Raw genomic sequence first — 25,040 nt, 5'->3', positions numbered from 1 at the left:
TGGTTCAGGGGCGCCACGTGCACACAACGGATGTTTGGGCGCCGTTATCCACCAATTGCTCCAAAGGGTATTGTGTTGTATTCGAACTACTATGCAAATCCTTATGTGCGTCAGTCCAGTAGACAGGGGTGTACGACATGAACCCCGAAGATTTCCCGACTCCGGACGCAGAGGTCGAGACAGTCGACCCCGAGGCGCTGAAGCGCCGCATCGACGCCGGCGAGGACGTCACGCTCCTCGACGCGAGAATGGCCTCGGAGTACGAGGAATGGCACGTCGACGGCGAGAACGTCGACTCGATCAACGTGCCCTACTTCGAGTTCCTCGAGGACGACGTCGACGAGGCCGTCCTCGCGCAGATTCCCGACGACCGCGAGGTGACCGTGCTCTGCGCGAAGGGGGGCGCCAGCGAGTTCGTCGCGGGCACGCTCAAGGCCTGCGGCTACGACGTCGACAACCTCGAAGACGGCATGAACGGCTGGGCTCGAATCTACGAGGCCGTCGAGGTCACCCGCTACGACGGCCCCGGCACACTCCTCCAGTACCAGCGCCCGTCCTCGGGTTGTCTCGGCTACCTGCTCTACGACGGTGGCGAGGCCGCAGTCGTCGACCCGCTGCGCGCGTTCACCGGCCGCTACCTCGCCGACGCCGACGACCTCGGCGTCGACCTGAAGTACGCCATCGACACGCACGTGCACGCGGACCACATCTCGGGGGTCCGAGCACTCACAAGCGAGGGCGTCGAAGGAATCGTTCCCGAAGCGGCCGTCGATCGCGGAGTCACCTACGCAGAGGACGTAACCACGACTGCAGACGGCGACAGCTTCCACGTCGGCGACGCCACCATCGAGACGGTCTACACGCCCGGTCACACGACGGGCATGACCTCCTACCTCCTCGGCGACAGCCTGCTCGCCACCGGCGACGGACTGTTCGTTGAGAGCGTCGCCCGCCCGGACCTCGAGGAAGGCGACGACGGCACCCCCGAGGCCGCACGCACGCTCTACGAGTCCCTCCAGGAGCGCGTCCTCGCACTCCCCGACGACACGCTCGTCGGCGGCGCTCACTTCAGCGACGCGGCCGTTCCCGCCGAGGACGGCACCTACACAGCGCCAATCGGCGACCTGGTCGCGGAGATGGGCGCGCTCACGATGGACGAAGACGCGTTCGTCGACCTCGTCCTCTCGGACATGCCACCGCGTCCCGCGAACTACGAGGACATCATCGCGGCGAACCTCGGCCAGAACGAGGTCGACGACGAGGAGGCATTCACGCTGGAGCTCGGGCCGAACAACTGCGCCGCGAGCCAGGAGTCTCTCGCGGGTGACTGAAGCCCCCGACCGTGACTGACCTAGTCCCACTCCAGCTGGCGGCCGACTTGTTCCCCAACGGCATCAGTCGCTACGCCGTCGGTGGCCTGCTCGTCGGCCTCGGGGCGGCCATCATCTACCTCGGGACCGGCATCGCCGCCGGCGCGAGCACGTTCCTGGAGTCGACGCTCTCGTACGTCTCCGGCCAGTCCCGGTTCCAGCGGTACGTCGCCTCCCGAGACTGGCGTGTCGTCTTTACTGTCGGCATCGTCCTCGGCGGAGCCGTCTACGCGGTGCTCTTCCAGGCTGGCGCGTGGACGACAGACGTCCAGCCGTGGCGCCTGCTCGTTGGCGGCGTCTTCGTCGGCGTCGGCACGCGCGTCGGGAAGGGCTGTACCTCGGGCCACGGCGTCTGCGGCGTCGGCTCCGCGTCGAAGACGTCCATCGTGGGCGTCGTGACCTTCCTCACTGTCGCCATCGTCACCGCACAGCTCGTCTCGGAACTGGGGGTGAGTCCGTAGATGCGCGAGACGGAGCGACCCGCGAGTAGCGACAGACATCCCCTGTTCATCCCGCTAATACTCGTCGGCGGGCTCGTCTTCGGGTTCGGCCTCGGCTACAGCCACATGGCTCGCCCAGAGGTCGTGCTGGACTTCCTCCAGTTCGAGGACCTCGGACTGCTGTTCGTGATGTTCGGCGGCGCAGTCGTCTCCGGACTCGGCTTCTTCGTCGGGCCGAAGCTGTTCGACCGCGCGCCGCTCACGGGGGACCACTACGAGCGCCGCCTGAAGTCCTTCGACAGGAACGTCCTCGTCGGCGGGGCCGTCTTCGGCGTCGGCTGGGGGCTCTCGGGAATCTGTCCGGGTGCGGCGTACGCGAGCCTCGGCGTGGGCAACGTCACCATCCTCTGGGCGATCGCCGGGATGTTCCTCGGGGCGTACGCACAGGGCCGGTGGCGGAGCCGAAGCACAGCCACGTCCTCCGCGACCGCGGGGGCCGACTGAACACCACATCTTGGCCTCGACCCACCGATGGACGTAGCCTTCCTCGCTCTGTTCGCTGTCGCCGCCGTCGCGAGCCTCTTCATGTCCTGGGTCATCGGTGCCGGGTCCAGTGGCGCGACCCCGTTCGCGCCGGCTGTCGGCGCCAACGCCATCCCGACGATGCGCGCGGCTTTCGTCGTTGGCCTCTTCGGTTTCGCCGGTGCCGTCACGCAGGGCGCGAACGTCTCGGAGGCCGTAGGTAGCGGTCTGGTCGGCGGCGTCAGCCTGCCAGCGGGCGGCGTCATCCTCGCGCTGGCGATCGGGGCCGGACTGATGGCCGTCGGCATCCGAACGGGCTACCCGATAGCGACGGCGTTCACCGTCACCGGCGCCGTCATCGGTATCGGACTCGCCCTCGGCGGCACGCCCGTCTGGCCGAAGTACCGCCAGATCGGTGCCGTCTGGGTGCTGACGCCGTTCGTCGGCGGGGGCATCGCGTACGTCGTCGCCAGCCTCCTCCCTCGGCCCGGCGTCCCCGAGCGATTCAGTATCGCCGCCCTCGCGGGGCTCGTCGGCTCGGTGCTCGCGAACGTCGAGTTCGCGTCCCTCGGACACGATGGGTCGGCAGGCTCGGTCGTCGAACTCGGCCTGGGGCTACTGCGAGTCGAGGGGACTGTCGCTGTGGTCGGAGTCTCCCTCGTCGTCGCCGGAGGCGTTGCGCTGCTCGTCCACTGGGACGTCCGCCGCGACGAGGCGGGCGGGCTCAGGCGCATGCTGCTCGCGCTGGGGTCGCTGGTCGCGTTCTCCGCGGGCGGGAGCCAGGTCGGCCTCGCTGTCGGGCCGCTGCTCCCGCTGCTCGACGACGTCGGCGTGGCCTCAACGTTCTCCGTCCTCGTTGGCGGCGGGGTGGGTATCCTCGTCGGCTCCTGGACGGGTGCGCCGCGGATGATCAAGTCCCTCGCACAGGACTACTCCTCGCTGGGGCCGCGGCGTTCCATCGCCGCGCTCGTCCCGTCGTTCCTCATCGCCCAGACCGCCGTCCTGCTCGGCGTCCCGGTGTCGTTCAACGAGATCGTCGTCAGCGCCATCGTCGGGAGCGGTGCCGCTGTGGGAGGCCGCAGGCTATCAGCGCCCGCAAGCTGCTCGTGACGGTCGGCGCCTGGGTGGCGTCGTTCGTGGTCGCGTTCTCGCTCGCCTACGGATTCGGCGCCGTCTTCCACTCGTAATCGGACGCCAGCACCGCGTTTCGCAGGTGGCGGCACGGCGTCCGTCCGGAACATCGTACAGCGAACCATAATTGATTGTATTGTACAATACTCCCAGAACCGTTAAGTGGTGGTGTCGGCTACCTTGACGTGAGCAGAAATCCATGAACTTCACAATATCGAACGGAGTGAGCATCGATGTTCGGGCTTGAGAACGCGTCCGGTGTCGGTGGCGCAGCACTCGTCGTCGGCGTCGTGCTGGTCGAAGCAATTCTGCTGTACGTCGGGTACGGCGCGATGGAACGTCTCCTCGGGCCGACTCTCGTGAGGGCGCTGGGTGGCGAATGACCACGGAGCTCCTGGGGGTGGCCACGCCCCTGCTCGCCATGTTCGCGGGCTTCGGCGTCCTCATCGGCCTCCTGTTCGGCTTCTTCGGGATGGGCGGGTCGTTCCTCGTCACCCCCGCGCTGATGGTGATGGGCTACCGGACCGACGTCGCAGTCGCGTCCGGGCTCGCGTTCGTCTTCGCGACCGCCGTCATCGCGACGCTGAAACACCGCGACCTCGGTCAGGTGGACTACAAACTCGGCGTGCTGATGATCGCCGGCACCACCGCGGGCATCGAGGTCGGGAAGATCGGCCTCCACGCGCTACAGGCGATGGGAATCGCCGACACTGTCGTCAGCATCATCTACGTGGGGCTGCTCGGCGGTATCGGCGTCTTCATCACGTACACCGCGACGTGGGGTGATGGCGGCGGTGGCATCAGCCACGACGCCGACGCCGCCCACGGTGAGGTCGACGCGAACGACATCCCCGACGTCGCCAAGAAAATCCAGTCCTACCGGGTGCCCCCGATGATGGAACTCCGGGGCGGCGTGACCGTATCGCTGTGGATGATCCTGGTCGTCGCGTTCGCCACGGGTCTACTCTCGGGCTTCCTGGGGGTCGGCGGCGGGTTCATCCGGATGCCCGCGCTGTTCTACCTCATCGGTGTGCCGGTCCCCATCGCCGTCGGGACGGACCTCTTCGAGATCGTCTTCTCGGGGGGCATCGGGAGCTACCTGTACGCCATCGACGGCGCGGTGAACCTGAGTATCGTCGTCCCGCTGCTGGCCGGAAGCGCGCTCGGTGCCCGCATGGGCGCCGCGGCGACCAGCCTCGTCGAGGAGGACGACATCAAGGTGTACTTCGGCGTGATGCTGCTCCTCGGCGCTATCGCGGTCGCCGTCCGGAAAGTCGGAGACGCCATCGACATGCCAGTCCTCGACTCGGTCTCGCTGGTCATCATCGTCGGCGCGGCGATGCTGGTCGCCGGCGCTGTCGTCGTCAGTTCCGTCAGGGAGATGCGTGCGGAATCCAGGGCGTCGAAGTCGAGCGCCGACTGAGGGGCCGTCTCTCGGTTGCGTGCGTGCGATTGTACGTTTTGTACACAAGTCTTTTATCGCCACGGCTGCTACACTCGGGTGATACCAATGCCAGACTCGATGGCCGAACAACTGCAGAGCGACATGGAGTGCGAGGGGCTCCTCGAGTGTTTCCACGGGCTCAAACAACTCGACAGGGAGTGCTTCCAGGCGCTCGTGAACGCCGACGAAGCGCTGACGGTCGACGAGATCGCTGACGCCGTCGACCGCGAGCGTTCGACCGCCTACCGGGCCATCCAGCGGCTGCTCCAGACCGGGTTCATCCAGAAGGAGCAGGTGAACTACGACCAGGGCGGCTACTACCACGTCTACGCCCCGACGGACCCGTCGAAAATCGCGGGCGACATGCAGCGCCTGCTCAACGACTGGTACGCGAAGATGGGGCAGCTCATCCAGGAGTTCGAGACCAAGTACGAGCGAGGCGACGCGGCGACCCCGGCCGAGAGCTGAGGGTGCCTTACCCCGCTCTCTGCGCTCTACGCTTCACTCGCGGCTCCTCGTCTGCTCCGTCGCTCGCACCAGTCGTCCTATCTTTCCGCTCTTCGGTAACTCCCATCTCGCACTCGCTCCGTTCGAGGTTCGCTTCTCGACAGTTCAGTAGCCGCCGCTCGCCTCGCCTGCGCTTCGTTCCGGCCCAGTGAATCCACGGAGGAGCCTGGGTTTCCGATGCCGAGCAATCACCGGCCAATCAGTATTGTGCAGTTTCCCCAAAACCTTAAATCCGGCCGGCGCTTACGGTGCAGTGATGACAACTGAATCTACCAGCGAATCGAGTACGGTCACACCTACCGAACCTGTGAGTATCGACAGCCAGGCGGAGCTAGACGACCTCGTCGCGGACGGCGTCGTCCTCGCGGACTTCTACGCCGACTGGTGTGGGCCCTGCCAGATGCTCGCACCGGTCGTCGACACGCTGGCTGCCGAGACAGACGCTACCGTCGCCAAGGTCGACGTCGACGCGAACCAGCAACTCGCCGCGGCGTACGGAGTTCGTGGCGTCCCGACGCTGGTTCTGTTCGCGGGCGGGGAACAGGTCGAGGAACTCGTCGGCGTCCAGGACGAAGCACGACTGCGCTCACTCATCGAGGACTACACCGAGTAGATGGACGAGGACATTCACGAGCTCGTCGTCGCCCGGCTCGACGCGACGGTCTGACCCCGACACGAGACAGTCCAGATACTCTATTCGACGGTGAACCTGGCTTCTGCGTTTGACGCGGCGAAGGGCGAGGAGGCTCGCCGCCCAAAGAGTCAAACAACCGTTCTTCGTATCCTACGCATAGATGACCAGCGCCGATTCGGACGCAGACTCCGAGTCAGTCTCTCGTCGGGCGCTCCTCGCCCTCGGGGGCGCTCTGAGCCTCTGCTGTCTGTTCGCGGCACCGGCAGCCACGGGCGTCGCCGGCGGGACGGCCGCAGGCGGTGCGACGGCAGCGCTCGGCGGGGGAATCGTGAGAATCGTCGTCGCGGCGCTGACGGTCGGCGTTATCGGTGTCGTGCTCCGACTCCGGACAGAACCGTAGTCGGCAACCGGCGGAAGTCGCTGGGGGTCAGTTCCGTCGCGTCTGCGGGCCGTTACGCCCCGTCTGCTTCGAGGAGCTACTGGCGGCCTTCAGCGCGAACGGGGAGAGCAGGCCGCCGACGAGGGCGCCCGCGAACGCGAGCACGCCGATGTCCGTCGTGGAAAGCGCACCGCCACCGCTTCCACCTGACCCACCACCGCCGCTCCCGACGACGACTGCGCCCTTCATCCCCATCTGTTCGTGGGGGACACAGTAGTACTTCGAGACCCCCTCTCCCTCGAACGTCTGGGAGAAGGTGGCACCCTGCTCGCTTTGCATCGCGCTCTCGAAGCTCCCGTCGTCGGCGACCACGTTGTGGGTGCCACCGACCCACTCCCAGGTCACTTTCGTCCCCGGATCCACGCGAATTGCCGCCGGACCGAAGCCGTACTGCCCGCCGTTGGCCTCTGCGCCAACCTCGACGGTCACTTCGGACTTGCCCGTCTGGTCGACGACTCCGTCGAAGTTGTCGACGTTCTCGAACCAGCCGCCAAAGTCCACGGACTGCTGCTCGCCGCTCTCGCCACTCTGGCTGCTGTTGCCAGCCGGGCTGTCGTCGACTTCGACGTCACCCACGACGATGGCGCCCTTCATCCCCATCGTCTCGTGGGGGACGCAGTAGTACTTCGAGACGCCCTCCTCCTCGAACGTCTGGGAGAACGTGAATCCCTGTTCGCCGGTCGTCTCACTCTCGTAGCTCCCGTTGTCGGCGACCACGTTGTGGGTGCCGCCGACCCACTTCCAGGTCACCGTCGTTCCGGGGTCGACCCGCACCGCTGCGGGCCCGAAGCCGAACTGCCCGCCGTTGGCCTCCGCGCCCACCTCGATGGTGACCTCCGACTTGCCGGTCTCCTCGACGACACCGTCGTAGTTGCCGACGTTGCTGAACCAGGACGCGAAACCGCTCTCCTGGGCACTGGCGGTCCCGGAGAGCGCGCTCCCGCCGACCGCTGCTGCGCCCGCCGCGGCAGTCGCTCGGAGTACGGTGCGTCTGTCGACCATCGTGGTATCTTTAGTAGACATTGTTCTGGTGGATGGTTCCACGTTCAGGCCTCGTACCCCGCGTACTCCATTAGCTGACTGAAGATGTCGGTGTCCATGACCTCCTTGTAGACGATGCCCGTGAGCATCCCTCCGGGGTAGTAGCTCCCGTTCATCACGTGGTTGACCTTGTGGCAGTGCATGAGGTAGATGCCCGGCTCGGAGTCGGCCTCGAACTCGATGGTGTGTCGCTCGGCGGGCGCGATGTTCGTGATGTCCATGTCGTGGCGCGCCGCCTCCGGGATGACGCCCCCGTCCTTCTCCACGCGCTGGAAGCGGTGGTTGTGGATGTGCAGCGGGTGGTTCATGTAGCCGCCGTTGACGTAGTGGACGCGCACCGTGTCGCCCTGCTCGACGATCATCGGGGAGCCGTCCTCGGGGTGGAGCGTCCGGGGCGCCACCTTCCCGTTGATGGTGAACACGTCGGGGTTCCGCGTGCGTGGACTGTAGTCGACGTTCTCGCCCGCCATCTTCCGGTTCAGCCGGGAGTCCCAGTCCTTGACTGTCATGAAGTACTCCTTGTCGGCGGGTTCGTAGCCCTCGGGGTCGACGCGGAAGATGCCGTACATCCCCATGTCGATGTGCCGGTGGGTCTGGTAGTGGCAGTGGTAGACGTGGGTCCCGGGAACGTTCGCGGGGATAGTGTACGTGTGTTTCTCGCCGGCGTCCACGCGGATGCCCGTCGTGGTCGGCACGCCGTCGTCCATCCAGGCCTTCTGGGCGCCGTGGAAGTGCAGCGTGTGCGGGCGCTTACCGTCCGTGTTGTCGAGGGTCACCTCGATGTCCTCGCCCTCCACCGTGCGGATGATGGGACCGGGGACGCTAGGGTCGCCGTCGTCGGCCTGGAACGCCCAGACCCGCGGGAGTTCGACGGGGCCGCCCATCGTGTCGAGCGGGTGGGCCTCGTGGACCGCGGGCATGCTCTTGAGCGTCACCTCGTTGCCCTGCTCGTGGACGTCGACGATCTCCGGCGGACTCGTCGTCGGGAGGTCCTGGGCGCGGTTCTGCGTGGTTGTCGAACTGGTGCGTTCGGGGTTCGACTTGGCCGGAGCGGTACAGCCGGCGAGTGCGGCGGTGCCCACGCCGCCCGTCACCGCGACGAACTCGCGTCGGGAAATCCCGGTTCCGGGTGCGCCAATGCGGTCTCTCATAGACATCTCGACGTTGGCACTACGCTGGTAAAGCCCGGGACGGTGATTCCCGTTCCCCGGAAACTGTTCCCAGCCGACGAGAACACCGGCGAACATGTTCGGCCAGTCTCGGGGGTGGGAATCCCCGGCCCTGGGACGAGAAGATTCCTGTATCAATCTGTCTGTCGCGGCGGGTCGCGGCTCCGCGCGCTGAGCGCGGGCGGGCTATTTGCTCCGGACCCGACGTGCTACCTCGTCGACGAGTCTGCGAGCAGGTCCCGTATCTCGTCGTGCTCGCGGGTTCCCTCCGGGAGCGTCGCCGCGTCGAAGAGCCCCGTGGCGCGTGTTACGCCGGGGTGATCCGAGCCCTCGCGCTCGACCTCCAGAGAGCCGTCGACGCGGTGCCCGACGAACTGGGCGAGCGGGAGCGGCACGCTCGCCCCGCTGGCGTACTGGAACTCGATGCGGCCGGTGTAGCGGAGGTCCGTGAGTTCGACCTCAAGGCCGGTCTCCTCGCGGGCCTCGGCGCGTGCCGCATTCTCGGGGGTCTGGGCGCGCTCGATGACCCCTCCGGGCGGTTCCCAGAAGCCGCCCGGATTGTAGACGAGCACCGTCTCCTCGCATTCCGGCGTGTAGAACAGGATGACCGACGCAATGCCGGCGATGCGCTCCAGTTGCGCCTCGACGGACGCCGGCGGTCTCTCGGGGTCGAACGACCGCGGCCCGAACTCGAAGGGGTCGGCGGTCCGCGTCGTTCCCCAGTCGGCATGCAGGTTCGCGAGCACGCAGTCCGTCCGCTCGGCGACAGCACTCCGCACTTCGTCCCAGTTGCTTCCGACCATCGGTGCACCTGACAGCGCAGTTCCAGTTAGTTCTGCCGTCGAATCGTTCGTGATGGATCGGGGTTTGTGCCGAACACGTTCGGCGCTCGGTACTCGCGACTGCCCGCCGTACAATCCACCATGGCATCAGTGTCCCACGAGGACGTCGAGAACGTCACAGACGGTGTCCACGAGAACTCCTGGTCGGCGAATCTGGAGAAGCCCCGCCACGCCGAAGATGCAGCTCTCGTCGTCGAGGAGGCCCTGGACGCCGTCGAACACACCGCCCCGGGCTACCACGTCAACCTCGTCACACACGGCGACCACGGCCACCCCGAGACGTACCTCTTCGACCCGCTCGTCGACGCCTTCGACGGCGGCGTGGAGTGGGAGTACGTCGAGCAGTGTGGCTGCGGCGGCCACGTCACCCGCGTCCACGTCGAGTAGCCGCTTCGCCCGGGGCACCCGGGCGATGGCTCTCAGGAATTGTCTGGCAGTCCCTCGAGTTCGAGTTCGCGCAGCTCCGGCGTGATTGCGTCCTCGCCGCGCTCCAGGCCGTGTTTCTCGCGCTCGTGTCGCTGGACCACGTCGACGACCTCCGCCCGGTCCGGCGAGCGCGTTCGGAACCCGCAGTCCTCGCACTGGTACTGGTAGTATCGGCGTTGTTCGGCCATGGTAAGACCCGTGTTACCGTTCGGCATTCGCGGGCAAAACGTTGTCCCGTCAGTGCGTATTCTGGGAGTTTTCGCCGAACGGGTTCGCCTCAGGCGGGCACTTCGCCGGCGAACTGCGGCAGGTTCGCGGCGAACTGCTTGATGGCCGTCTCCTCGGCGCGGTGGAGCGTCTCGCTGAGCGTCGACTTGGCGGTGTCCATCTCGTTGGCCAGTTCGGTGAGCGTGCATTCCCGGGGCGTGTCGTAGTAGCCCGCCTCGATGGCGGCGACGAGTAGTTCCTGCTGGCGGGGGGTCAGCAGTCGCTTGGAGTCCCCGGACTCGTAGAGGTAGCCAACCTCGAACTCCATGCCGAAGGCGTCGAGTTGCTCCTGTAGGTCCGAGAGCTTCGAGTGCGGCGCGACGACTTCGAGGCTGGCCTTCCCGCCGGTCAGTTCCAGCGGCGGTTCGAGCGGGAGGCCGGCCTCGCGGAGCGTGACCAGCAGCAGCGGTTCGTCCGTCTCGAACTGGACGAGTACCGAGTCGTCGTCGCGTTCGAGGGGTTCGAGGCTGAGGACGGAGTCCTCGTCGTGCATCTCCTGGAGCACCTCGACGACGTCCGGGCCGCTCAGTTCGAGGAGTGCAACGCCCTCGCCGTCGTCGGAGAACGCCGCGAGCACGCGGAACAGCGTCTCCGGGTGTGCCGCGGATATCCGGGATATCCAGACCGAGTCGGGAAGGTCGATGGTGAGTTGGGCGCGGGCCATGCGAAGATGTTCGGACGTAACGGCCGGAGGCCCAAGTGTTCTTCCCGAACATGTTCGAACGAACGGGTTGGAAGAACCGCATTGTCGCTGCCGACCCAGTTCCCTTCCATGGCCCTGAGCCCCGACTGGCCGGACCCGCTCGCCGGACGCTCGAACTGCTCCCGAACCTCGCGGCAGAGACGCTGCTCGTCCAGATGAACGACCGCACACCACAGCGCCTCTACCCGAAACTCGACGACCGGGGCTACGACTACGCCACCGTCGAACGCGCGAAAGACGTCGTCACTGTCAGCTGCCGCCGGACTCGGAGAGTCGCAGGTAGCCGGTTCTGGTTCCCTACCCGTTCGGCCCCTGCCATAGTCGAACGTTGGGGATACATCGGGTGTCTCCAGAACTGCCACAGGACTCTTGCGTCAACCCCGAGTAGTCGCCCACGATAATCGATGTCGGAGAGAACCACTAGCGGCCAACCGGGCTCCATCGTGGAGGTCGAGTTCGTCACCGATAACTCGGCACATCCGTTCGTCGGCGCCTCCGCGGACGGTCGGTGTACCTTCGAATTAGCGGAGATGCTCCCTCGCGACGACGGCCAGTACTCCGAGTTCTTCAACGTGACTGGCTCCGACATCGAGCAGGTCGAGAGCCACGTGAGCGACAAGCCGACAGTGGACGCGACTCTACACACGACCGACGAGTCTGGGGGACTCTTCGAGTTCGTCGTCTCCGGTGACTGCCCGGCCCTCAGGCTCGCCGAACTCGGCGCCCTCCCGCGGCAGGTACGGGGAGTTGAGGGGTCGGGCCACATCGTCGCCGAGATTCCGGAGAGGTACGACCCGGCTACGGTCGTCGAGTCGTTCCTCGACGACCACCCGGACGCTACACTCAACACCAAACGGGAGAAGGAGTCGATGCGGCCGATGGTCTCCCGGTCCGTATTCCAGCGCGTCCTGCAGACCCAACTCACCGACCGACAACGCGAGGTTCTGGAGGCGGCGTTCGACGCAGGCTACTACGACTGGCCGCGCGAGTGTACGGGAGCGGACGTCGCTGCGGAACTCGACATCACGTCGGCGACCTTCTCCGAGCACATCCACGCCGCCGAGCGAAACCTCCTCACAGTCCTGTTCGACGGCCAGGAGTCAAGTCCCGAAGGCGCATGAGGCGGCCCGGGCGCTGGTCTCAATTGTCGTCTCTGTCGGGCGGCGTGACAACGGTTCGACCGTCCGCGTGGACCGTCACGCGACAGCCGTCGAGCCGGAACGAGACCTGTCCAGTCCGGGACGACGGGGACCGTTCGGAGAGTGAATCGACCACCTGGCTCAGGGCCTCCGGGTCGACCGTGTCGTACAGCGGTGGCAGACGAAACGGGTCGGTTCCCGTCACTGCGGCCACGGCCCGGACGACACTGTGCGTGACCGACTCGTCGGCGTCTCGCGTGTGAGTGATGCTGTCGCCGTCGCCAACCCGATTTGGTGTGTCGTGCTCGTTCATGGAACCACGCAGGCGTTCGTGTCTTCCACTCCAGCGGACGCGGCATAGTTGGGCTCCCTACACATCGAGGCCACGTCGAGTCACCTCGTCGGCACGACGGGCAGCGATTAGTCGTGCCGGTTCGCCAGAACCAGCAGCGCCGTGGCGTCCTCGACGGCGCTGGGGGAGATGTCCTGTGCGCCGTCGAAGCGGGCGACCTCCCCCGCCGTCACCCTCACCGAGTCGGCCCCTAGCGACACCGAGAGTTCACCCTCCAACACGTGGCAGACGACCTCCCGTTCGGGGTGCTGGTGGGCCGGGACTGACTCGCCCGCCTCGAGCGTGAGGCGCACCGTCTGTGGCTCTCGGCCGGGGAAGACGTGCGCGTGGGGCGTTTCGGTGAGCGCGTCCAGAGCGACAACGTCGCTCACTCCTTCGGGAACGCCGCGACGTACTCGTCGGAACCGCGCTGTTCGACCTCGTAGCCGTCGGCGTCGAACTCCTCCACTTCGGCCTGCATCTCGTAGAACAGCGGTTTCGGGTCGTGGTCGTTGACGATCTGCATCACCTCGCCGCTATCCATCTCGTCGAACGTCGTCCTGATCTGTGAGTGGCGGTCCTTTGGTGGGATGTCTCGGACGTCGAGTGTCGGCATACACGGTCGACTTCTCGCCTCCGCACTACCCTCGTTTTCCCGAACACGTTCGACGCTCCCCCGTATGCACTACGGGGCGGACCACTCTGCGATTCCGTACGCTCCACCGGCCGAATTAACAACTCGCCCCCGATGTTTTATTAGAGACACCTACATCCGGCGACGAATCTAACAGCCGAATTAATAACTACGTGGCTGCTAGCTCCAGGTAATGACACAATCTGACGCCGCCCGGGACGACGCGACGGTGGTGGCGTTCTCCGTCCCCGAGATGGACTGCCCCTCCTGTGCGGGCAAAGTCGAGAACAGCGTGCAGGCCCTGGACGGCATCAAGGACGTTGACCCCCAGATCACGACCGGGAAACTGACCGTCACCTACGACCCCGAGCGGACGGACGAGAACGCCCTCGTTTCGGCCGTCGAGGCCGCGGGCTACGAGGTGACTGGACGACCCGGCGCGGAGGCGACAGACGAGGCAGCCGACTCGGTCTGGACGAGCACCCGCGCGCTGAAGACCTGGACGAGCGGCGTCTTCGTCGCCCTCGGCTTCCTCTTCGAGTTCCTGCTGACCGGGAACAACGCCGGCGTCGCCTCCCTGCTCGGCACCGAACTGTTCGTCTCGGACGCGCTCTTCCTGGTCGCCATCGCCGTTGGCGGCCAGGCCATCGTGCGGAACGGCTACTACTCGCTGCGAAACCTGAGCCTCGACATCGACCTGCTGATGAGCGTCGCCATCCTCGGCGCCATCGCCGCCAGCCTCGCGTTCGGCGAACGACTCTACTTCGAGGCAGCGACGCTAGCGTTCCTCTTCAGCGTCTCCGAACTGCTGGAGCGGTACTCGATGGACCGCGCGCGCAACTCCCTCGAGGAACTGATGGAGCTCTCCCCCGACGAGGCGACCGTCCTCCGCGAGGGTGAGGAGACCGTCGTACCCGTCGAGGCAGTCCGCGTTGGCGACAGGGTCGTGGTGCGGCCTGGCGAGAAGATTCCGATGGACGGCGTCGTCGTCGATGGCGAGAGCGCGGTCAACCAGGCGCCCATCACGGGCGAGAGCGTCCCCGTCGACAAGATTTCTGGTGACGACGTGTACGCGGGCACCATCAACGAGGAGGGCTACCTCGAAATCGAGGTGACCGCCGAGTCCGCGGACAACACGCTCGCGCGAATCGTCGACCTCGTCGAGGACGCCCAGTCGAACAAGACCGAGCGCGAGCAGTTCGTCGAGCGGTTCTCCTCGTACTACACGCCCGTCGTCGTCGGCGCGGGCATCCTCGTCGGCGTCGTCCCGCCACTCCTGCTGGGCGGCGCGTGGGCGACGTGGATTCTACGGGGGCTCACGCTGTTCGTGCTCGCCTGCCCCTGCGCGTTCGTCATCTCCACGCCCGTCTCCGTCGTCTCCGGCATCACGAGCGCGGCGAAGAACGGCGTTCTCGTGAAGGGCGGCAACCACCTCGAGGCGATGGGCGCCGTCGAGGCCGTCGCGCTCGACAAGACGGGGACGCTCACGAAGGGTGAACTCGTGGTCACAGACGTCGTACCGCTGGGCGGCCGCAGCGAGGAGGACGTGCTCCAATGCGCGCGCGGTCTCGAATCGCGGAGTGAACACCCCATCGGCGACGCCATCGTCGAAGCCGCCGAAGGACGCGACGTCGAAGCGAACGACATTGCGGCGTTCGAGAGTATCACCGGGAAAGGCGTCACCGCCGACCTGGGCGGCCGGACGCACTACGCCGGGAAGCCCGGCCTCTTCGAGGAACTCGGCTTCGATCTCTCGCACGTCCACGCAGCCACCGACGGCGGGACGGTGACGGCGAAGAGCCGGGACCTCTGCGACCGCAGCGGCTGTCTCGACCTGCTGGAGGACCTCGTGCCGCGCCTCCAGTCCGAGGGGAAGACCGTTGTGCTGGTCGGCACCGACGAGCAGGTCGAGGGCGTCATCGCCGTCGCCGACGAGGTCCGCCCCGAAGCCGCGGCCGCGGTCCAGCGCCTACGGGACCTCGGTGTCGAGCGCACCGTGATGCTCACCGGCGACAACGAACGCACGGCGCGCGCAATCGCGGAGGAAGTCGGCGTCGACGAGTTCCGCGCGGAGCTACTGCCCGAGGAGAAGGTCGACGCCGTGGAGGAACTCACCCAGGAGTTCGAGGCGGTGGCGATGGTCGGCGACGGCGTCAACGACGCGCCGGCGCTCGCTACCGCCACGGTGGGCGTCGCGATGGGCGCGGCGGGCACGGACACCGCCCTCGAAACGGCCGACATCGCGCTGATGGGCGACGACCTCACGCGACTCCCCTACCTCTACGACCTCTCCGGGCGCGCGAACCGCGTCATCCGGCAGAACGTCTGGACCAGCCTCGCCGCGAAAGCCGTCCTCGCGGCGGGCGTCCCGCTCGGCCTCGTCCCAATCTGGGTGGCGGTGCTCGTCGGCGACGCGGGGATGACCACAGCCGTCACCGGGAACGCCATGCGGCTCTCCCGCGTGAAACCGGAGCTCGACGCGTCGAGCAACTGAGTTGCATAGGGCCGTCCGCTCTGGAACGCCGGTTGCCACTAGGTTACGTACCAGAGACGCAGTAGAAAGAAGATCGGCTGAGAGAACGCTACAGATTACAGCTTGACGACGTTCTTGCCCTGCAGCGATTCGGGCACGCTGATCCAGTACTCGGTCTGGGAGCCGAACTGCGTCGTGATCGTCAACTGCGCCTGCTCGCCCTCGGCGAGCGGGTCAGTGTCGATGGCAGACGCGTTCATGACGAGGTTGATGCGGGAGTCCTGACTTATTAGCACCTGGTCCTCGGTCCCCTTCACCGCCTCTGTCGTGAAGTTACCGCTGTCGGCACCGTTGACTGTGCCAGCGTCCGAGCCGTTGTACGTGAGCGTCTTGGCCTGGTCCGGGCCGATCCACTGGACGGTGGCTTCCGAGAGGTTGATGTTCTCGGCACCCGCCGCACGCATGACCGTCACGTTCACGAAGTCGATCGACTGACTATCCGTGACGTTACCGTACGCGGAAATGACAGTGACGCGATTGGATACCTGTGCAGTTGCTTCCTCGCCGGTGGCTTCACTCTTGGTCTGCAGGAAGCCGGCGGTGTTGATGAGGACGCCCGCGGCGATTGCGGCGACCAGGACCATCGCGATGAACACGATGAGTGTCCCGATCCCCACCTGACCGCGTTCTTCCTCCTCTGTGATGAACTCGAACATTACGCGACTCGCTCTTGGCAAACGGTCGTATATAAGAGTTGAGCGCAGTCATCAGCCGTGATAATCGCAGGACGGCAAACTCATAAGCGCGGTGACGAGTAGCCGCTCGTCTGGGGGTGCGGTACTGGTTACTGGACCCGGTCGGCGAACTGCTCGCGGACCTTCGACACCTTCGGCGCGACGTTCACGGTGCAGTACGCCTGGTTCGGGTGTTTCTCGAAGTAGTCCTGGTGTTTCTCCTCTGCACGGTAGAACTTCTCCAGGGGCTCGATCTCGGTGACGATGTCGCCGTCGAAGGCGTCCCTCGATGCGAGTTCGTCGACGAACGCCTCCACGCGCTCGCGCTGGTCGTCGTCGTGGTAGAGCACGATAGAACGGTACTGGGAACCGACGTCGGGCCCCTCGCGGTTCAGCGTCGTCGGGTCGTGGACGGTGAAGAACACCTCCAGGAGGTCCTCGTAGTCGAGTTCGTCGCCGTCGTAGGTCACCTGTACGACCTCCGCGTGGCCCGTGTCGCCGCTGCAGACCGCCCGGTAGGAGGGGTCGTCGACGTCGCCGCCAGCGTAGCCCGAGGTCACGTCTGTCACGCCGGTGAGTTCCTCGAAAGCGGCCTCGATGCACCAGAAACAGCCGCCGCCGAACGTCGCCGTGTTGGTCGTCATGGCTGAGAGTTAGTGGTCGGACCGGTTAACGACACCGGGAGCGGACCCCTCCGCCGCCATCTCTCGGTCTGCACAGTTTCGGTCGGCAGGGTCTAGTTCCGAATACGTTGTTCGGTAGCATAGTACATTTCAGTCAGCAGTCCGTCAACACTAGTGGTCGGAGAAATCTCACCGCGAGCCGAACCAGGAGGGACCAATGGAGAACCACAGCCAGCCACTCGGGACGGACGAACTGCTCGAACTCGCCGCCAGCCGGACCCGCCGGATCGTCCTCCGGCAACTGGTCGAGGAGGAGGACGGCTGCGCGGGCGTCGAGGAGCTAGTCAGCACCGTCTGTGCGGCGCTGGGTCCCACGGTCGGCAAGCAACTCGCGTCCCACGAGGCGGTCCGGACGCGACTCCACCATCGCCACCTCCCGAAGCTCGCGGGGGCTGGCGTCATCGAGTACGAGGAGGACGGCTCCCGAGTCCGCTACTACCCGAACGAGCGCCTCGAGGCCCTCCTCGAGTTCCTCGACGAACAGTTCTGAGAGCTACTGCTCCTACGCTTCGGCCTCGTACCCTGCGTCCTCGACGGCCGAGACGAGGGCGTCCGGATCGGCGTCACCCTCCACTGTCGCGCGCTCCAACTCCCTGTCGGCCTCGGCGTCGGTGATTCCCTCGACTCCAGTCAAGGCCTCCTCGACGGTGCTCTCGCAGCCCCCACAGCTCATGCCGCGGACGGTGATGGTTCGTGCCATGTGTTCGCGTAGGGGCTCGAACAGTAACGTCGTTTTGGCTCTGATTCCGTCCTTCTCACGAGTACTCGCTTTGGAAACAGCACTAATCGTGCGCAACTGGTTTGCATTCCGAACTCAAATCTGGAGGTATGGCCGAACTCGACGGGACCGACCGACGGATTCTGGAACTGCTCGCTACGGACGCCCGCCGACCGTACAGCGACATCGCCGACGACGTGGGGCTGTCCGCACCCGCCGTCTCCGACCGCGTGGCGAAACTCCGCGAGAGCGGTATCGTCCAGCGCTTCACGGTCGACATCGACCGGTCGACGCTCCGCGAGGGCGCCCAGGTGCTCGTGGAACTCACTGCGGTGCCGGGCGAAGTGGACGCGGTCCGCGACGCCGTCTCGGCGACGGACGCCGTGGAACACGTCTTCGTCACTGCCGGCGGTGACGTGCTCTGTTCCGCGCGACTCCCCGTCGAGGACGTTCGCGCGTGGGTCGAGGACTCCGTCGACCCCGCGCTGGTGACCGGCTACGACGTCACGCTGGTCGCGGAATCGCGGTGGCAGCCGAACGTCGGGGGTGCCGACCTCGCGCTCGCCTGCGACGAGTGTGGCAACACGGTGACCAGCGAGGGCGCGACGGCGGACATCGGCGGTGAGCGCCACCACTTCTGCTGTGGCTCCTGTCGTGCGCGCTTCGAGGAGCGCTACGAGCGACTGGACGCCGACGCGTAGTGCCGACGGGAAACCGCTAAACCCCGGGCCTACCCAGTACGCCTATGCGCCGGAGCCAGTTCGTCACTCGTTCGCTGACCGCGCTCGCGCTCGTGCTGGTCAGCTTCGTTATTCTGGGGTTCAGCAGGCTGGTCCTTCCGTACCGGGTGGCCAGGCTACTGGCTGCCCCGACGCTGCTCCTCGCCGCCGCGCTGACGCTCGTCGTGCTCTCACAGGCCATCCTGGTTGCCGTCGGCGTCCGCGAGTTCGACTGAGTGGCTGGGTTCAGCGGCGACTGTAGTGTCCGAATCATATACGTGCCGTGCCGGCCAAAGATGGGACGATGAGTGACGACGTCCCGTCCGACGGGCCCGACAGTCGCCGCGCCCTCCTCGCTGTCGTCGCCGTTCTCGGGCTCGTCGCCGCCTCTACTGCAGCCCCCGTGCTCGCCGGAGAGACACCGCTCGGCGGGCTCGACTCCCCAGAAGCGCCCAGCGAGGCGCCGGAGTTCCTCAGCCAGTTCGACGGCCTCCGCGACCTCCTCGGTAATGACCAGCCCGACGTGAACCTCGAGGGGGGCAGCGGCACGTTCGGTGCGCTCTCGCTGGGTGACTCGACGGAGGTCGGCGGCCCGATATCCCAGTCCCAGCGGACCCGGGCCGCGACGCCGCACTTCGTCGCGGAGACCGACGAACCGCGCTACTGGCGCACCGGGGCGTACGTGGAGTACACCGGTTCCGGCTGGGAGCGAGACAGCGTAAACGATATCGCACCGACGCGCCCCATCGACGAGCGCAATCTGGAGTGGCACACCGTCACGCTGCGCCAACCCGCCACGGCGCTCCCCACGCCGTGGCGGCCGGCGGACATCCGGCAGGTGTGTACCGCCGACGACTGCAGCCAGACGTTCTTCCCGACGAGTACCGGCGGCATCCGGGCTCAACCGGGGCTCGAAGCCGGCCAGAAATACCGCGTGCAGACCCTCGACCCAGTGACCGAAGCGAGCACCCTCAGGGACATCCGCGTCAGGGGGACCATCGCCTCCACGAAGTACACGACCGTCGAGACGACCGACCGCGTCCAGTCGCTCGGCGACCGCCTGGTCGACGACGCCGACACCCGGTACGACGCCGCCAGAGCCGTCGAGACGTACCTCGAGAGCGAGAAGACCTACTCGCTGAGCGACGTCCCGAAGCCCGGCGACCAGATCGCCGACCAGTTCCTCTTCGAACAAGAGAAGGGGTACTGCGAGTACTACGCCACCGCGATGGTAGTGCTGCTGCGCTCCCAGGACGTCCCCGCGCGGTACGTCGCGGGCTACGCGCCGGGCGAGCGCGTCGGCGACGGTCGCTATCTCGTCCGCGGCGCGGACGCGCACGCGTGGGTGGAGGTCTACTTCGAACGCTACGGCTGGGTCCGTTTCGACCCGACGCCGAGCGCGCCCCGCCAGTCCGCCGACGAGCGACTCGGCGAGAACTCGCCGTCGTTCCGCGTGCAGTTGAACCAGTCTGCGGTCCCCGGCGACCGGGTGACCGCCTCCGTGACGACCGCCGGTGTTCCGGCGTCGAACGTCGCGGTGTCCGTCAACGGCGAGCACGTCGGCACGACGGACCCGGACGGCGAGGTGGAGTTCACGGTGCCGTACGCCGAGTCCATCGAGGTCACCGTCGAGCCCCGGGAGAACGACTCGCTTGGAACGGAGGTGGGAACGCTGGAGAGCGCCAGTGCCGGCGGGTTCGGCGCGGCGACGTTCGCCCGGCAGGACGACGGGGACGGAACGAACGGCACGACACAGCGGTTCGACGTGAACACGAACGTGCGCTTCCAGTTCGACGGCGAGGTCGAACCCGGCGCGGAACTCCCGCTCCAGGTCACTATCGCGGGCAAGCAGTTCGAGAACGCAGCGGTCAGCGTCGCGGGCGAACGACAGGGCACGACGGGCACCGACGGCCGCGTGACCGTTCAGATTCCCGAGGAGGCGAGCGGCGTGGTCGAACTGACGGCCACGCGGGACGGCGTCACGAAGACGACGACCTACCCCGTCGACGACCTCTCGGTCGCCGTGTCGCCGTCGCTGCTGGCTCCGTTCCCTACGACCGAGGCCACCGCGCACGTCACCGCTGGCGGCGAGGCGGTCAGCGACGCCGTCGTCCAGTTGAACGGGAGAACCATCGGCACGACGGACACCGAGGGCCGCGTGCAGTTCGAGATTCCGCTCTCGCGGGTGCCGGCGGTGACGGCGAGTGCGGGCGACGAATTCGTGACCACGTACGTCGACGGGGTCCTCCCGACGCTGGCAGTCGCCGTGCTCGCTGCGCTGGCCGCGCTCGGCGGCGTCGCGCTGACTGCCCGGAGACACGGCGTCACGCTCGATTCGCTGGTCGACGCGCTCGTGCACGTCGTCAGCGAGGCCGTGTCCACGATGGTCGGGGCGCTCGTCGGCGTCGTCGACGCCGTGGAGGAACTGACTGCGGAGTTCCGGGAGGCCGCCGAGGACGGCTGGCGCGGCGTGCTAGCGTGGCTTGCGTCCCTACCTGGGCGCCTCAGCGCCCCTAACGTGGGGGCATGGGTCTCCGGCGTCGTCGCGGCCGCCCGTGCAGGACGCGAGGAGGCTCAAGGAGCGCCCGGGGCGGACGGTGCGGAGACCGACCGAGAGGCCGCGGGCCGCCTGCAGTCGGTCTGGCGGCGCTTCGTGGCGCTTGTCGGCGTCGAACGCCGGGAGACGAAGACCCCCGGCGAGGTGGCCCGGCGAGCAGTCCGCGCGGGGTTCCCCAGGGAGCCGGTCTACGCGCTCACCAACGCCTTCCGCGACGCGGCCTACGGCGGCCGGGCGGCCGGGTCCCGGCTGGACCGGGCACGGGACGCGCTCGCGTCGCTTCGTGACGACGACGAGGAGGGTGAGGACCAGTGACGACAGCACGCGAGACGCTGCTCGGTGCGGTCGGCGTCGCTAGCATCGCGGTGGCCGCCGGCATCGCAGTCGGCCTGGCCCCGGCCGCCGTCACCGGTCCGGTGTCCGGCATCGACGCGACGCTCGCCACGGGGGTTCTGGGTTCGCTACTGGTCGGCTACGCGCTCCAGCAGCGCCGCAGCAACGACGCCCGCGACGGCCCGATTCCGCTAGCGAGCGAGCGCACTGTCACCGAACCCGACGACCCCGGGGAGTCGGTCGACGACGCGCTGCGCATCGCGACGGAGGACGCGGACTCGCCGCTCACCCAGGAGGCCCGCGCGAGTGTGAGGGAGCGGGTGCGAGTGACCGCCGTCCGCGCGTTCGCTCGCCGCCACGGCGTCGACGAGGACCGGGCGGCAGACGCCGTCGCCGCGGGGGAGTGGACGAGCGACGTGGTCGCCGCGGCGTTCGTCGGCGACGAGCGCGCGCCGCCGTTCCCGCTGCGGGAACGACTTCGGGGGTGGCTCCACCCCGAGCGGGCCTACCGGAGCCGCGCCGAGCGCGCGGCGGACGCGGTCCACGGCCTCGCCACGGAGGTGGCCCAGTGACCACCGGGTCGCGGTTCTCGGGCGCGCTGCTGGCCACGCTGACGCTGGCCGCCGCGGGCGCGCTCAGCGGCCAGCGCACGCTGTTCGTCGCCGCCGCCATCCCCCTCGTGTTCGTCGTCTACGGCGCCCTCTCGACGCCGGCGAGTCCCGAACGCCTCCGCCTCACCCGGTCGCTCTCGAAGGAGTCACCGCTTCCCGGCGACCGCGTCAGAGTGACGCTGACCGTCGAGAACGCCGGCGACAGCGCGCTCCCGGACGTTCGGGTGGCTGACGGCGTCCCGGACGGACTCCGCGTCGTCGACGGGCAGACCGAGGGCGCGTTCGCCGTCCCCTCCGGCGAGTCGACGACCCTCGAGTACACAGTCGTCGCCGACAGGGGGGAGTTCCCGTTCGACCCGGCGACGGTCCGACTCCGCGGTCTGGGTGCTGCGGCCTCCCGGACCGCAGCAGTCGACGCCGACGGGGCCGACAGCCTCGACTGCCGCGTGACCGTGGCGGACATCCCGCTGCGTCGACAAACCACCGCCCATGCGGGGTCGCTGCCGACGGACACGGGCGGCCCCGGCATCGAATTCCACTCCACGCGGGACTACCAGCACGGCGACCCGGTCAGCCGCATCAACTGGCGGCGCTACGCGAAGACCGGTGAACTCTCCACCGTTAACTACCGCGAGCGGCGTGCAGCGGCGGTCGTGCTCGTCGTCGACGCACGCCCGTCCGCCGACGTATCGGCGCAGAGTGGAACGCCCTCCGGCGCCGCGCTGTCGGCGTACGCCGCGGCCCAGTCCGTCGAACCGCTGGAGACCGGCGGTCACCAGGTCGGCCTCGCGGTCTTCGGCATCGACGACCCCCTCACCGGCGCCACCGACCCCGCGTGGGTGCCGCCCGGGTCGGGTGACGCACACCACGCGCGCATCTCCTCGGTGCTTGACGCTGCGTTGGACGGCGACAGCGAGTCCGTCGACGAACCCGACCAGTCCGACGCGGTCGCTCCGACGGACGAAGGCGAGCAGGCGGCCCGTCCCGAGCCGATGACGGCAGACGGCGGCACTCCGTGGGCTGGCGCAGCGGACGGCGAGGACGCCCGTGTGCGGCGGTTCGCCGGACGGATGTCCCCGGGGACACAGGTGGTCGTCTGCTCGCCGACCCTCGACGAGTTCCCGGCGATGCTCGCGCGCCGCCTCGTGGCGGACGACCACCGCGTCACCGCGGTCTGCCCGGACGTGACCACGACGACTACCCCGGGGCGGACGCTCGCCGCCGCCGACCGCGCGCTGTCGATGGACGCGCTCCGTTCGACGGGCGCGCAGGTCGTCGACTGGTCGCCCGACGAGTCGCTGCCGAGCGCCGTCTCCCGGGCCGCGGCGGCAGTCAGGAGGGGTGAGCGATGACGACGAGCCGGACCGTCCAGCGCCCGACGCTGGTCGCCGGTGTAGCGGTGCTCGCCGTGGTCGCGTTCGCCGTCGACGACGCCAGCGTCTCATACGGGAATCTGTCGGTGTTCGCCGCGTTCGGCGGCGCGGTGCTCGCCGTCTCGACCGGGCTGGCGAGCCGCGAGGAACCGCTCGCGGTGTTCGGGGCGTCGGTGCTCGCACCGCTGGGCGGCGTCGCCGTGCTCGCGGCGATGGCGCTCTCGCTCTCCGACCTCCCGCTCCTCGAGGGGCTGCTCGACCCGTTCGTGCTGCTCGCGCTCGCCGCCGCCGCGTTCGGCGCCGTGGCGGCGTTCACGGGCGGTGTCGGCGGCGGCGCGATTGGCCGCGCGTTCTCCGTCGTCGTCGCCACCACGGCGCTCCCCGGCCTCGCTGTGGTCGCAGCCATCGTCCTCGGGCTGGACGCCGGCACCGGCTTCGTCGCGGAATTCGGTGGGGAGGTCGTCTCCCTCGCCGTGACGCCCACCGGGAGCCCCGTCGACGTGGTCGTCTTCTTCGTCCTCCTGGCGATCACGGCGCGGATGCTGGCCGCCGCTGTGGACGTCGCACCGCTCGTCGAACTCGCGCCGCGAGACCGCCGGGACGCGGTCGCGCGCATCACCCGCTGGCTCGTGGTGGTCTGTCTCTCCGTCTGGCGCCTGTTCGCCGTCGCGTGGGTGGCCGCGTTCGTGGCGCTCGTCACCGGGATGGGACAGTCGATGGTCGCACAGGTCCCCGCCAGCGTCGTCTCAGTCGTCGGGACGCTGGCCTCCGCGGGGCCGCTCAGGCCGCTGATGTTCGCCACCATCGGCCTCTCGTTGCTCTCGTACGCCGTGCTCCGTCTGGCGCGACTCGCGACCGGCGACCACCGGGAGAGCCTGCGGCGGGTCGCGCCCACCGTCGGTGGCGGGGTCCTCGCCGTCGGCGTCGGCGTCGTCTACGCCTCCCAGCTGGTCACAGCGGCGCGCGACGCCGCCCCAGAACAGGCCCTCCCGCTCCTCGAGAACGCGGTCAGGGTGTTCGGGGAACCCGCGCTCGCGCTCGCCGCGCTCGTCGTCCCCCTCATCGGGCTGTCCGCCCTCCTGCTCGCGTTCGCGGCTCTCGGCCGCCTCCGCGCGGTTCCGCAGCGCGGGGCGCCCGCCGCCGTCGCCGCCGCGGGACTCGTCCTCGCGGGCGCCGTCGCGGGCGTCCAGAACGCCAGCCCCGGGTTCGTCTTCGGACTCGTCGCGGCCGGGATGGTCACCTGGGACGCCGGCGAGTACGGCGTCGGCCTCGGCGCTGAACTCGACCGGCGTGTCCCCACCGCCCGCGTCGAACTCGTCCACGTCGCCGCGAGCGTCGTCGTCGGCGTGCTCGCGTACCACGGCGCGAACGCCCTCTACGGGCTCTCCATCGGTTCCAGCGTCGCCGCGACCCCCGCCGCCCTGGCCGCGCTCGTCGCCGCTGGCGTCGGTCTCGCGGCACTCGTCGCCGCGCTCGCTGACTGACGACGGGGGAACTATGTTGCGGGATTCCCAACTCCCGGTATGCTCGAACTGTACGTGCAGCCTCTCTGTCCGTACTGCCGGAAGGTGAAGCGCGTCCTCCACGAACTCGACCTGGAGTACACCACGCACCGCGTCTCCTTCTTCAAGTTCCGACGCGACGAAGTGCGAGAACTCAGCAACCAGTCCGAAGTCCCCGTGCTCGTCGACTCGGAGCACGGCGTCGACGGGATGAACGAGAGCGACGACATCGTGGCGTACCTCAGAGAGACGTACGGCGAGGAGTCTGTCGGAGCGGCGGAAACGGCGGCGTAGTCCC

The 25,040-nt window shown here is 67.8% G+C and carries 30 protein-coding genes and 1 pseudogene; 20 read left to right on the top strand and 11 right to left on the bottom strand.

Features of this window, described 5'->3' with window-relative positions; genetic code table 11:
- Positions 1–137: 137 nt before the first annotated feature.
- The 9 genes and pseudogenes from HALDL1_09450 (at position 138) to HALDL1_09410 (ending at position 6,448) form a co-directional block, all read left to right on the top strand.
- Positions 138–1,331, top strand: a complete 1,194-nt coding sequence (locus tag HALDL1_09450) for a beta-lactamase (GenBank protein AHG03803.1) — start codon at positions 138–140, stop codon at positions 1,329–1,331.
- An 11-nt stretch (positions 1,332–1,342) separates the two neighbouring features.
- Complete coding sequence (locus HALDL1_09445) at positions 1,343–1,831, top strand: YeeE/YedE family protein family (protein ID AHG03802.1); 489 nt, start codon at positions 1,343–1,345, stop codon at positions 1,829–1,831.
- 48 nt (positions 1,832–1,879) lie between these two features.
- Entirely contained in the window at positions 1,880–2,314 is a 435-nt protein-coding gene (locus HALDL1_09440) for a hypothetical protein (GenBank protein AHG03801.1), read from the top strand.
- A 27-nt stretch (positions 2,315–2,341) separates the two neighbouring features.
- Positions 2,342–3,519: pseudogene (locus HALDL1_09435) on the top strand (sodium-dependent phosphate transporter).
- Positions 3,520–3,696: 177 nt separating this feature from the next.
- Positions 3,697–3,846, top strand: coding sequence for a hypothetical protein (locus HALDL1_09430; GenBank protein AHG03800.1), 150 nt, complete (start codon positions 3,697–3,699; stop codon positions 3,844–3,846).
- Entirely contained in the window at positions 3,843–4,886 is a 1,044-nt protein-coding gene (locus HALDL1_09425) for a hypothetical protein (protein AHG03799.1), read from the top strand. The genes HALDL1_09430 and HALDL1_09425 overlap by 4 nt, the downstream gene beginning before the upstream one ends.
- Positions 4,887–4,973: 87 nt before the next feature.
- Positions 4,974–5,375, top strand: coding sequence for a TrmB family transcriptional regulator (locus HALDL1_09420; GenBank protein ID AHG03798.1), 402 nt, complete (start codon positions 4,974–4,976; stop codon positions 5,373–5,375).
- 295 nt (positions 5,376–5,670) lie between these two features.
- A complete protein-coding gene (locus HALDL1_09415; protein ID AHG03797.1) occupies positions 5,671–6,027 on the top strand; it encodes a thioredoxin in 357 nt (118 codons plus the stop codon).
- A 181-nt stretch (positions 6,028–6,208) separates the two neighbouring features.
- Positions 6,209–6,448 carry a hypothetical protein gene (locus tag HALDL1_09410; protein AHG03796.1) on the top strand — a complete coding sequence of 80 codons (240 nt, stop codon included), beginning with the start codon at positions 6,209–6,211 and terminating at the stop codon, positions 6,446–6,448.
- Between the two features lie 27 nt (positions 6,449–6,475).
- Here the strand turns inward: HALDL1_09410 and HALDL1_09405 are convergent, their stop codons facing one another.
- The 3 genes from HALDL1_09405 to HALDL1_09395 form a co-directional block, all read right to left on the bottom strand.
- A complete protein-coding gene (locus tag HALDL1_09405) occupies positions 6,476–7,510 on the bottom strand; it encodes a halocyanin (GenBank protein AHG03795.1) in 1,035 nt (344 codons plus the stop codon).
- A 23-nt stretch (positions 7,511–7,533) separates the two neighbouring features.
- Complete coding sequence (locus HALDL1_09400) at positions 7,534–8,679, bottom strand: membrane protein (protein AHG03794.1); 1,146 nt, start codon at positions 8,677–8,679, stop codon at positions 7,534–7,536.
- 227 nt (positions 8,680–8,906) lie between these two features.
- Entirely contained in the window at positions 8,907–9,302 is a 396-nt protein-coding gene (locus tag HALDL1_09395) for a diadenosine 5'5'''-P1,P4-tetraphosphate pyrophosphohydrolase (GenBank protein ID AHG03793.1), read from the bottom strand.
- A gap of 318 nt (positions 9,303–9,620) precedes the next feature.
- On the opposite strand from HALDL1_09395, the gene HALDL1_09390 reads away from it, so the two are divergent.
- The gene (locus HALDL1_09390; GenBank protein ID AHG03792.1) at positions 9,621–9,926 is read left to right on the top strand and encodes a hypothetical protein; all 306 of its coding nucleotides are present in this window, start codon (positions 9,621–9,623) and stop codon (positions 9,924–9,926) included.
- A gap of 32 nt (positions 9,927–9,958) precedes the next feature.
- Here the strand turns inward: HALDL1_09390 and HALDL1_09385 are convergent, their stop codons facing one another.
- On the bottom strand, positions 9,959–10,153 hold the full coding sequence (locus tag HALDL1_09385; protein ID AHG05265.1) for a hypothetical protein: 195 nt from the start codon (positions 10,151–10,153) through the stop codon (positions 9,959–9,961).
- Between the two features lie 89 nt (positions 10,154–10,242).
- Positions 10,243–10,896, bottom strand: coding sequence for a bacteriocin (locus tag HALDL1_09380; GenBank protein AHG03791.1), 654 nt, complete (start codon positions 10,894–10,896; stop codon positions 10,243–10,245).
- Positions 10,897–11,339: 443 nt separating this feature from the next.
- Here HALDL1_09380 and HALDL1_09375 point away from each other — a divergent pair, with 443 nt between their 5' ends.
- Positions 11,340–12,056, top strand: a complete 717-nt coding sequence (locus HALDL1_09375) for a bacterio-opsin activator (GenBank protein AHG03790.1) — start codon at positions 11,340–11,342, stop codon at positions 12,054–12,056.
- A gap of 19 nt (positions 12,057–12,075) precedes the next feature.
- On the opposite strand, the gene HALDL1_09370 is transcribed toward HALDL1_09375, so the two are convergent.
- The 3 genes from HALDL1_09370 to HALDL1_09360 all read right to left on the bottom strand — a co-directional run bounded on the left by HALDL1_09370 (position 12,076) and on the right by HALDL1_09360 (position 13,021).
- Positions 12,076–12,387, bottom strand: coding sequence for a hypothetical protein (locus tag HALDL1_09370; GenBank protein AHG03789.1), 312 nt, complete (start codon positions 12,385–12,387; stop codon positions 12,076–12,078).
- A 107-nt stretch (positions 12,388–12,494) separates the two neighbouring features.
- Positions 12,495–12,797: a cupin gene (locus tag HALDL1_09365; protein ID AHG03788.1), complete on the bottom strand. Its 303-nt coding sequence runs from the start codon at positions 12,795–12,797 to the stop codon at positions 12,495–12,497.
- Entirely contained in the window at positions 12,794–13,021 is a 228-nt protein-coding gene (locus HALDL1_09360; protein ID AHG03787.1) for a hypothetical protein, read from the bottom strand. The genes HALDL1_09365 and HALDL1_09360 overlap by 4 nt, the downstream gene beginning before the upstream one ends.
- A gap of 211 nt (positions 13,022–13,232) precedes the next feature.
- Between HALDL1_09360 and HALDL1_09355 the strand changes: the two genes are divergently transcribed.
- Complete coding sequence (locus HALDL1_09355) at positions 13,233–15,533, top strand: cadmium-transporting ATPase (GenBank protein ID AHG03786.1); 2,301 nt, start codon at positions 13,233–13,235, stop codon at positions 15,531–15,533.
- 95 nt (positions 15,534–15,628) lie between these two features.
- Here the strand turns inward: HALDL1_09355 and HALDL1_09350 are convergent, their stop codons facing one another.
- Together HALDL1_09350 and HALDL1_09345 are read right to left on the bottom strand one after the other, a co-directional pair.
- Positions 15,629–16,228 carry a flagellin gene (locus tag HALDL1_09350; protein AHG03785.1) on the bottom strand — a complete coding sequence of 200 codons (600 nt, stop codon included), beginning with the start codon at positions 16,226–16,228 and terminating at the stop codon, positions 15,629–15,631.
- Between the two features lie 128 nt (positions 16,229–16,356).
- Positions 16,357–16,890 carry a peptide methionine sulfoxide reductase gene (locus HALDL1_09345; GenBank protein ID AHG03784.1) on the bottom strand — a complete coding sequence of 178 codons (534 nt, stop codon included), beginning with the start codon at positions 16,888–16,890 and terminating at the stop codon, positions 16,357–16,359.
- Between the two features lie 196 nt (positions 16,891–17,086).
- Between HALDL1_09345 and HALDL1_09340 the strand changes: the two genes are divergently transcribed.
- Entirely contained in the window at positions 17,087–17,419 is a 333-nt protein-coding gene (locus tag HALDL1_09340) for a hypothetical protein (GenBank protein ID AHG05264.1), read from the top strand.
- Between the two features lie 12 nt (positions 17,420–17,431).
- Here HALDL1_09340 and HALDL1_09335 read toward each other — a convergent pair whose 3' ends face one another.
- A complete protein-coding gene (locus HALDL1_09335; protein AHG03783.1) occupies positions 17,432–17,629 on the bottom strand; it encodes a heavy metal transporter in 198 nt (65 codons plus the stop codon).
- A gap of 128 nt (positions 17,630–17,757) precedes the next feature.
- On the opposite strand from HALDL1_09335, the gene HALDL1_09330 reads away from it, so the two are divergent.
- The 7 genes from HALDL1_09330 (at position 17,758) to HALDL1_09300 (ending at position 25,036) form a co-directional block, all read left to right on the top strand.
- The gene (locus HALDL1_09330; protein AHG03782.1) at positions 17,758–18,348 is read left to right on the top strand and encodes an Lrp/AsnC family transcription regulator; all 591 of its coding nucleotides are present in this window, start codon (positions 17,758–17,760) and stop codon (positions 18,346–18,348) included.
- A gap of 44 nt (positions 18,349–18,392) precedes the next feature.
- Complete coding sequence (locus HALDL1_09325; GenBank protein ID AHG03781.1) at positions 18,393–18,602, top strand: hypothetical protein; 210 nt, start codon at positions 18,393–18,395, stop codon at positions 18,600–18,602.
- 68 nt (positions 18,603–18,670) lie between these two features.
- Entirely contained in the window at positions 18,671–21,238 is a 2,568-nt protein-coding gene (locus HALDL1_09320; GenBank protein ID AHG05263.1) for a hypothetical protein, read from the top strand.
- Complete coding sequence (locus HALDL1_09315) at positions 21,235–21,828, top strand: hypothetical protein (protein AHG03780.1); 594 nt, start codon at positions 21,235–21,237, stop codon at positions 21,826–21,828. The genes HALDL1_09320 and HALDL1_09315 overlap by 4 nt, the downstream gene beginning before the upstream one ends.
- The gene (locus tag HALDL1_09310) at positions 21,825–23,219 is read left to right on the top strand and encodes a hypothetical protein (protein ID AHG03779.1); all 1,395 of its coding nucleotides are present in this window, start codon (positions 21,825–21,827) and stop codon (positions 23,217–23,219) included. The genes HALDL1_09315 and HALDL1_09310 overlap by 4 nt, the downstream gene beginning before the upstream one ends.
- Positions 23,216–24,724, top strand: a complete 1,509-nt coding sequence (locus HALDL1_09305; GenBank protein AHG03778.1) for a hypothetical protein — start codon at positions 23,216–23,218, stop codon at positions 24,722–24,724. The genes HALDL1_09310 and HALDL1_09305 overlap by 4 nt, the downstream gene beginning before the upstream one ends.
- A gap of 39 nt (positions 24,725–24,763) precedes the next feature.
- On the top strand, positions 24,764–25,036 hold the full coding sequence (locus HALDL1_09300) for a glutaredoxin (GenBank protein ID AHG03777.1): 273 nt from the start codon (positions 24,764–24,766) through the stop codon (positions 25,034–25,036).
- The last annotated feature ends 4 nt before the right edge of the window (positions 25,037–25,040 follow it).

The sequence above is a fragment of the Halobacterium sp. DL1 genome, assembly GCA_000230955.3.
Classification (GTDB): Archaea; Halobacteriota; Halobacteria; order Halobacteriales; family Halobacteriaceae; genus Halobacterium.
This window is presented reverse-complemented; position numbering and strand designations above follow the sequence as displayed.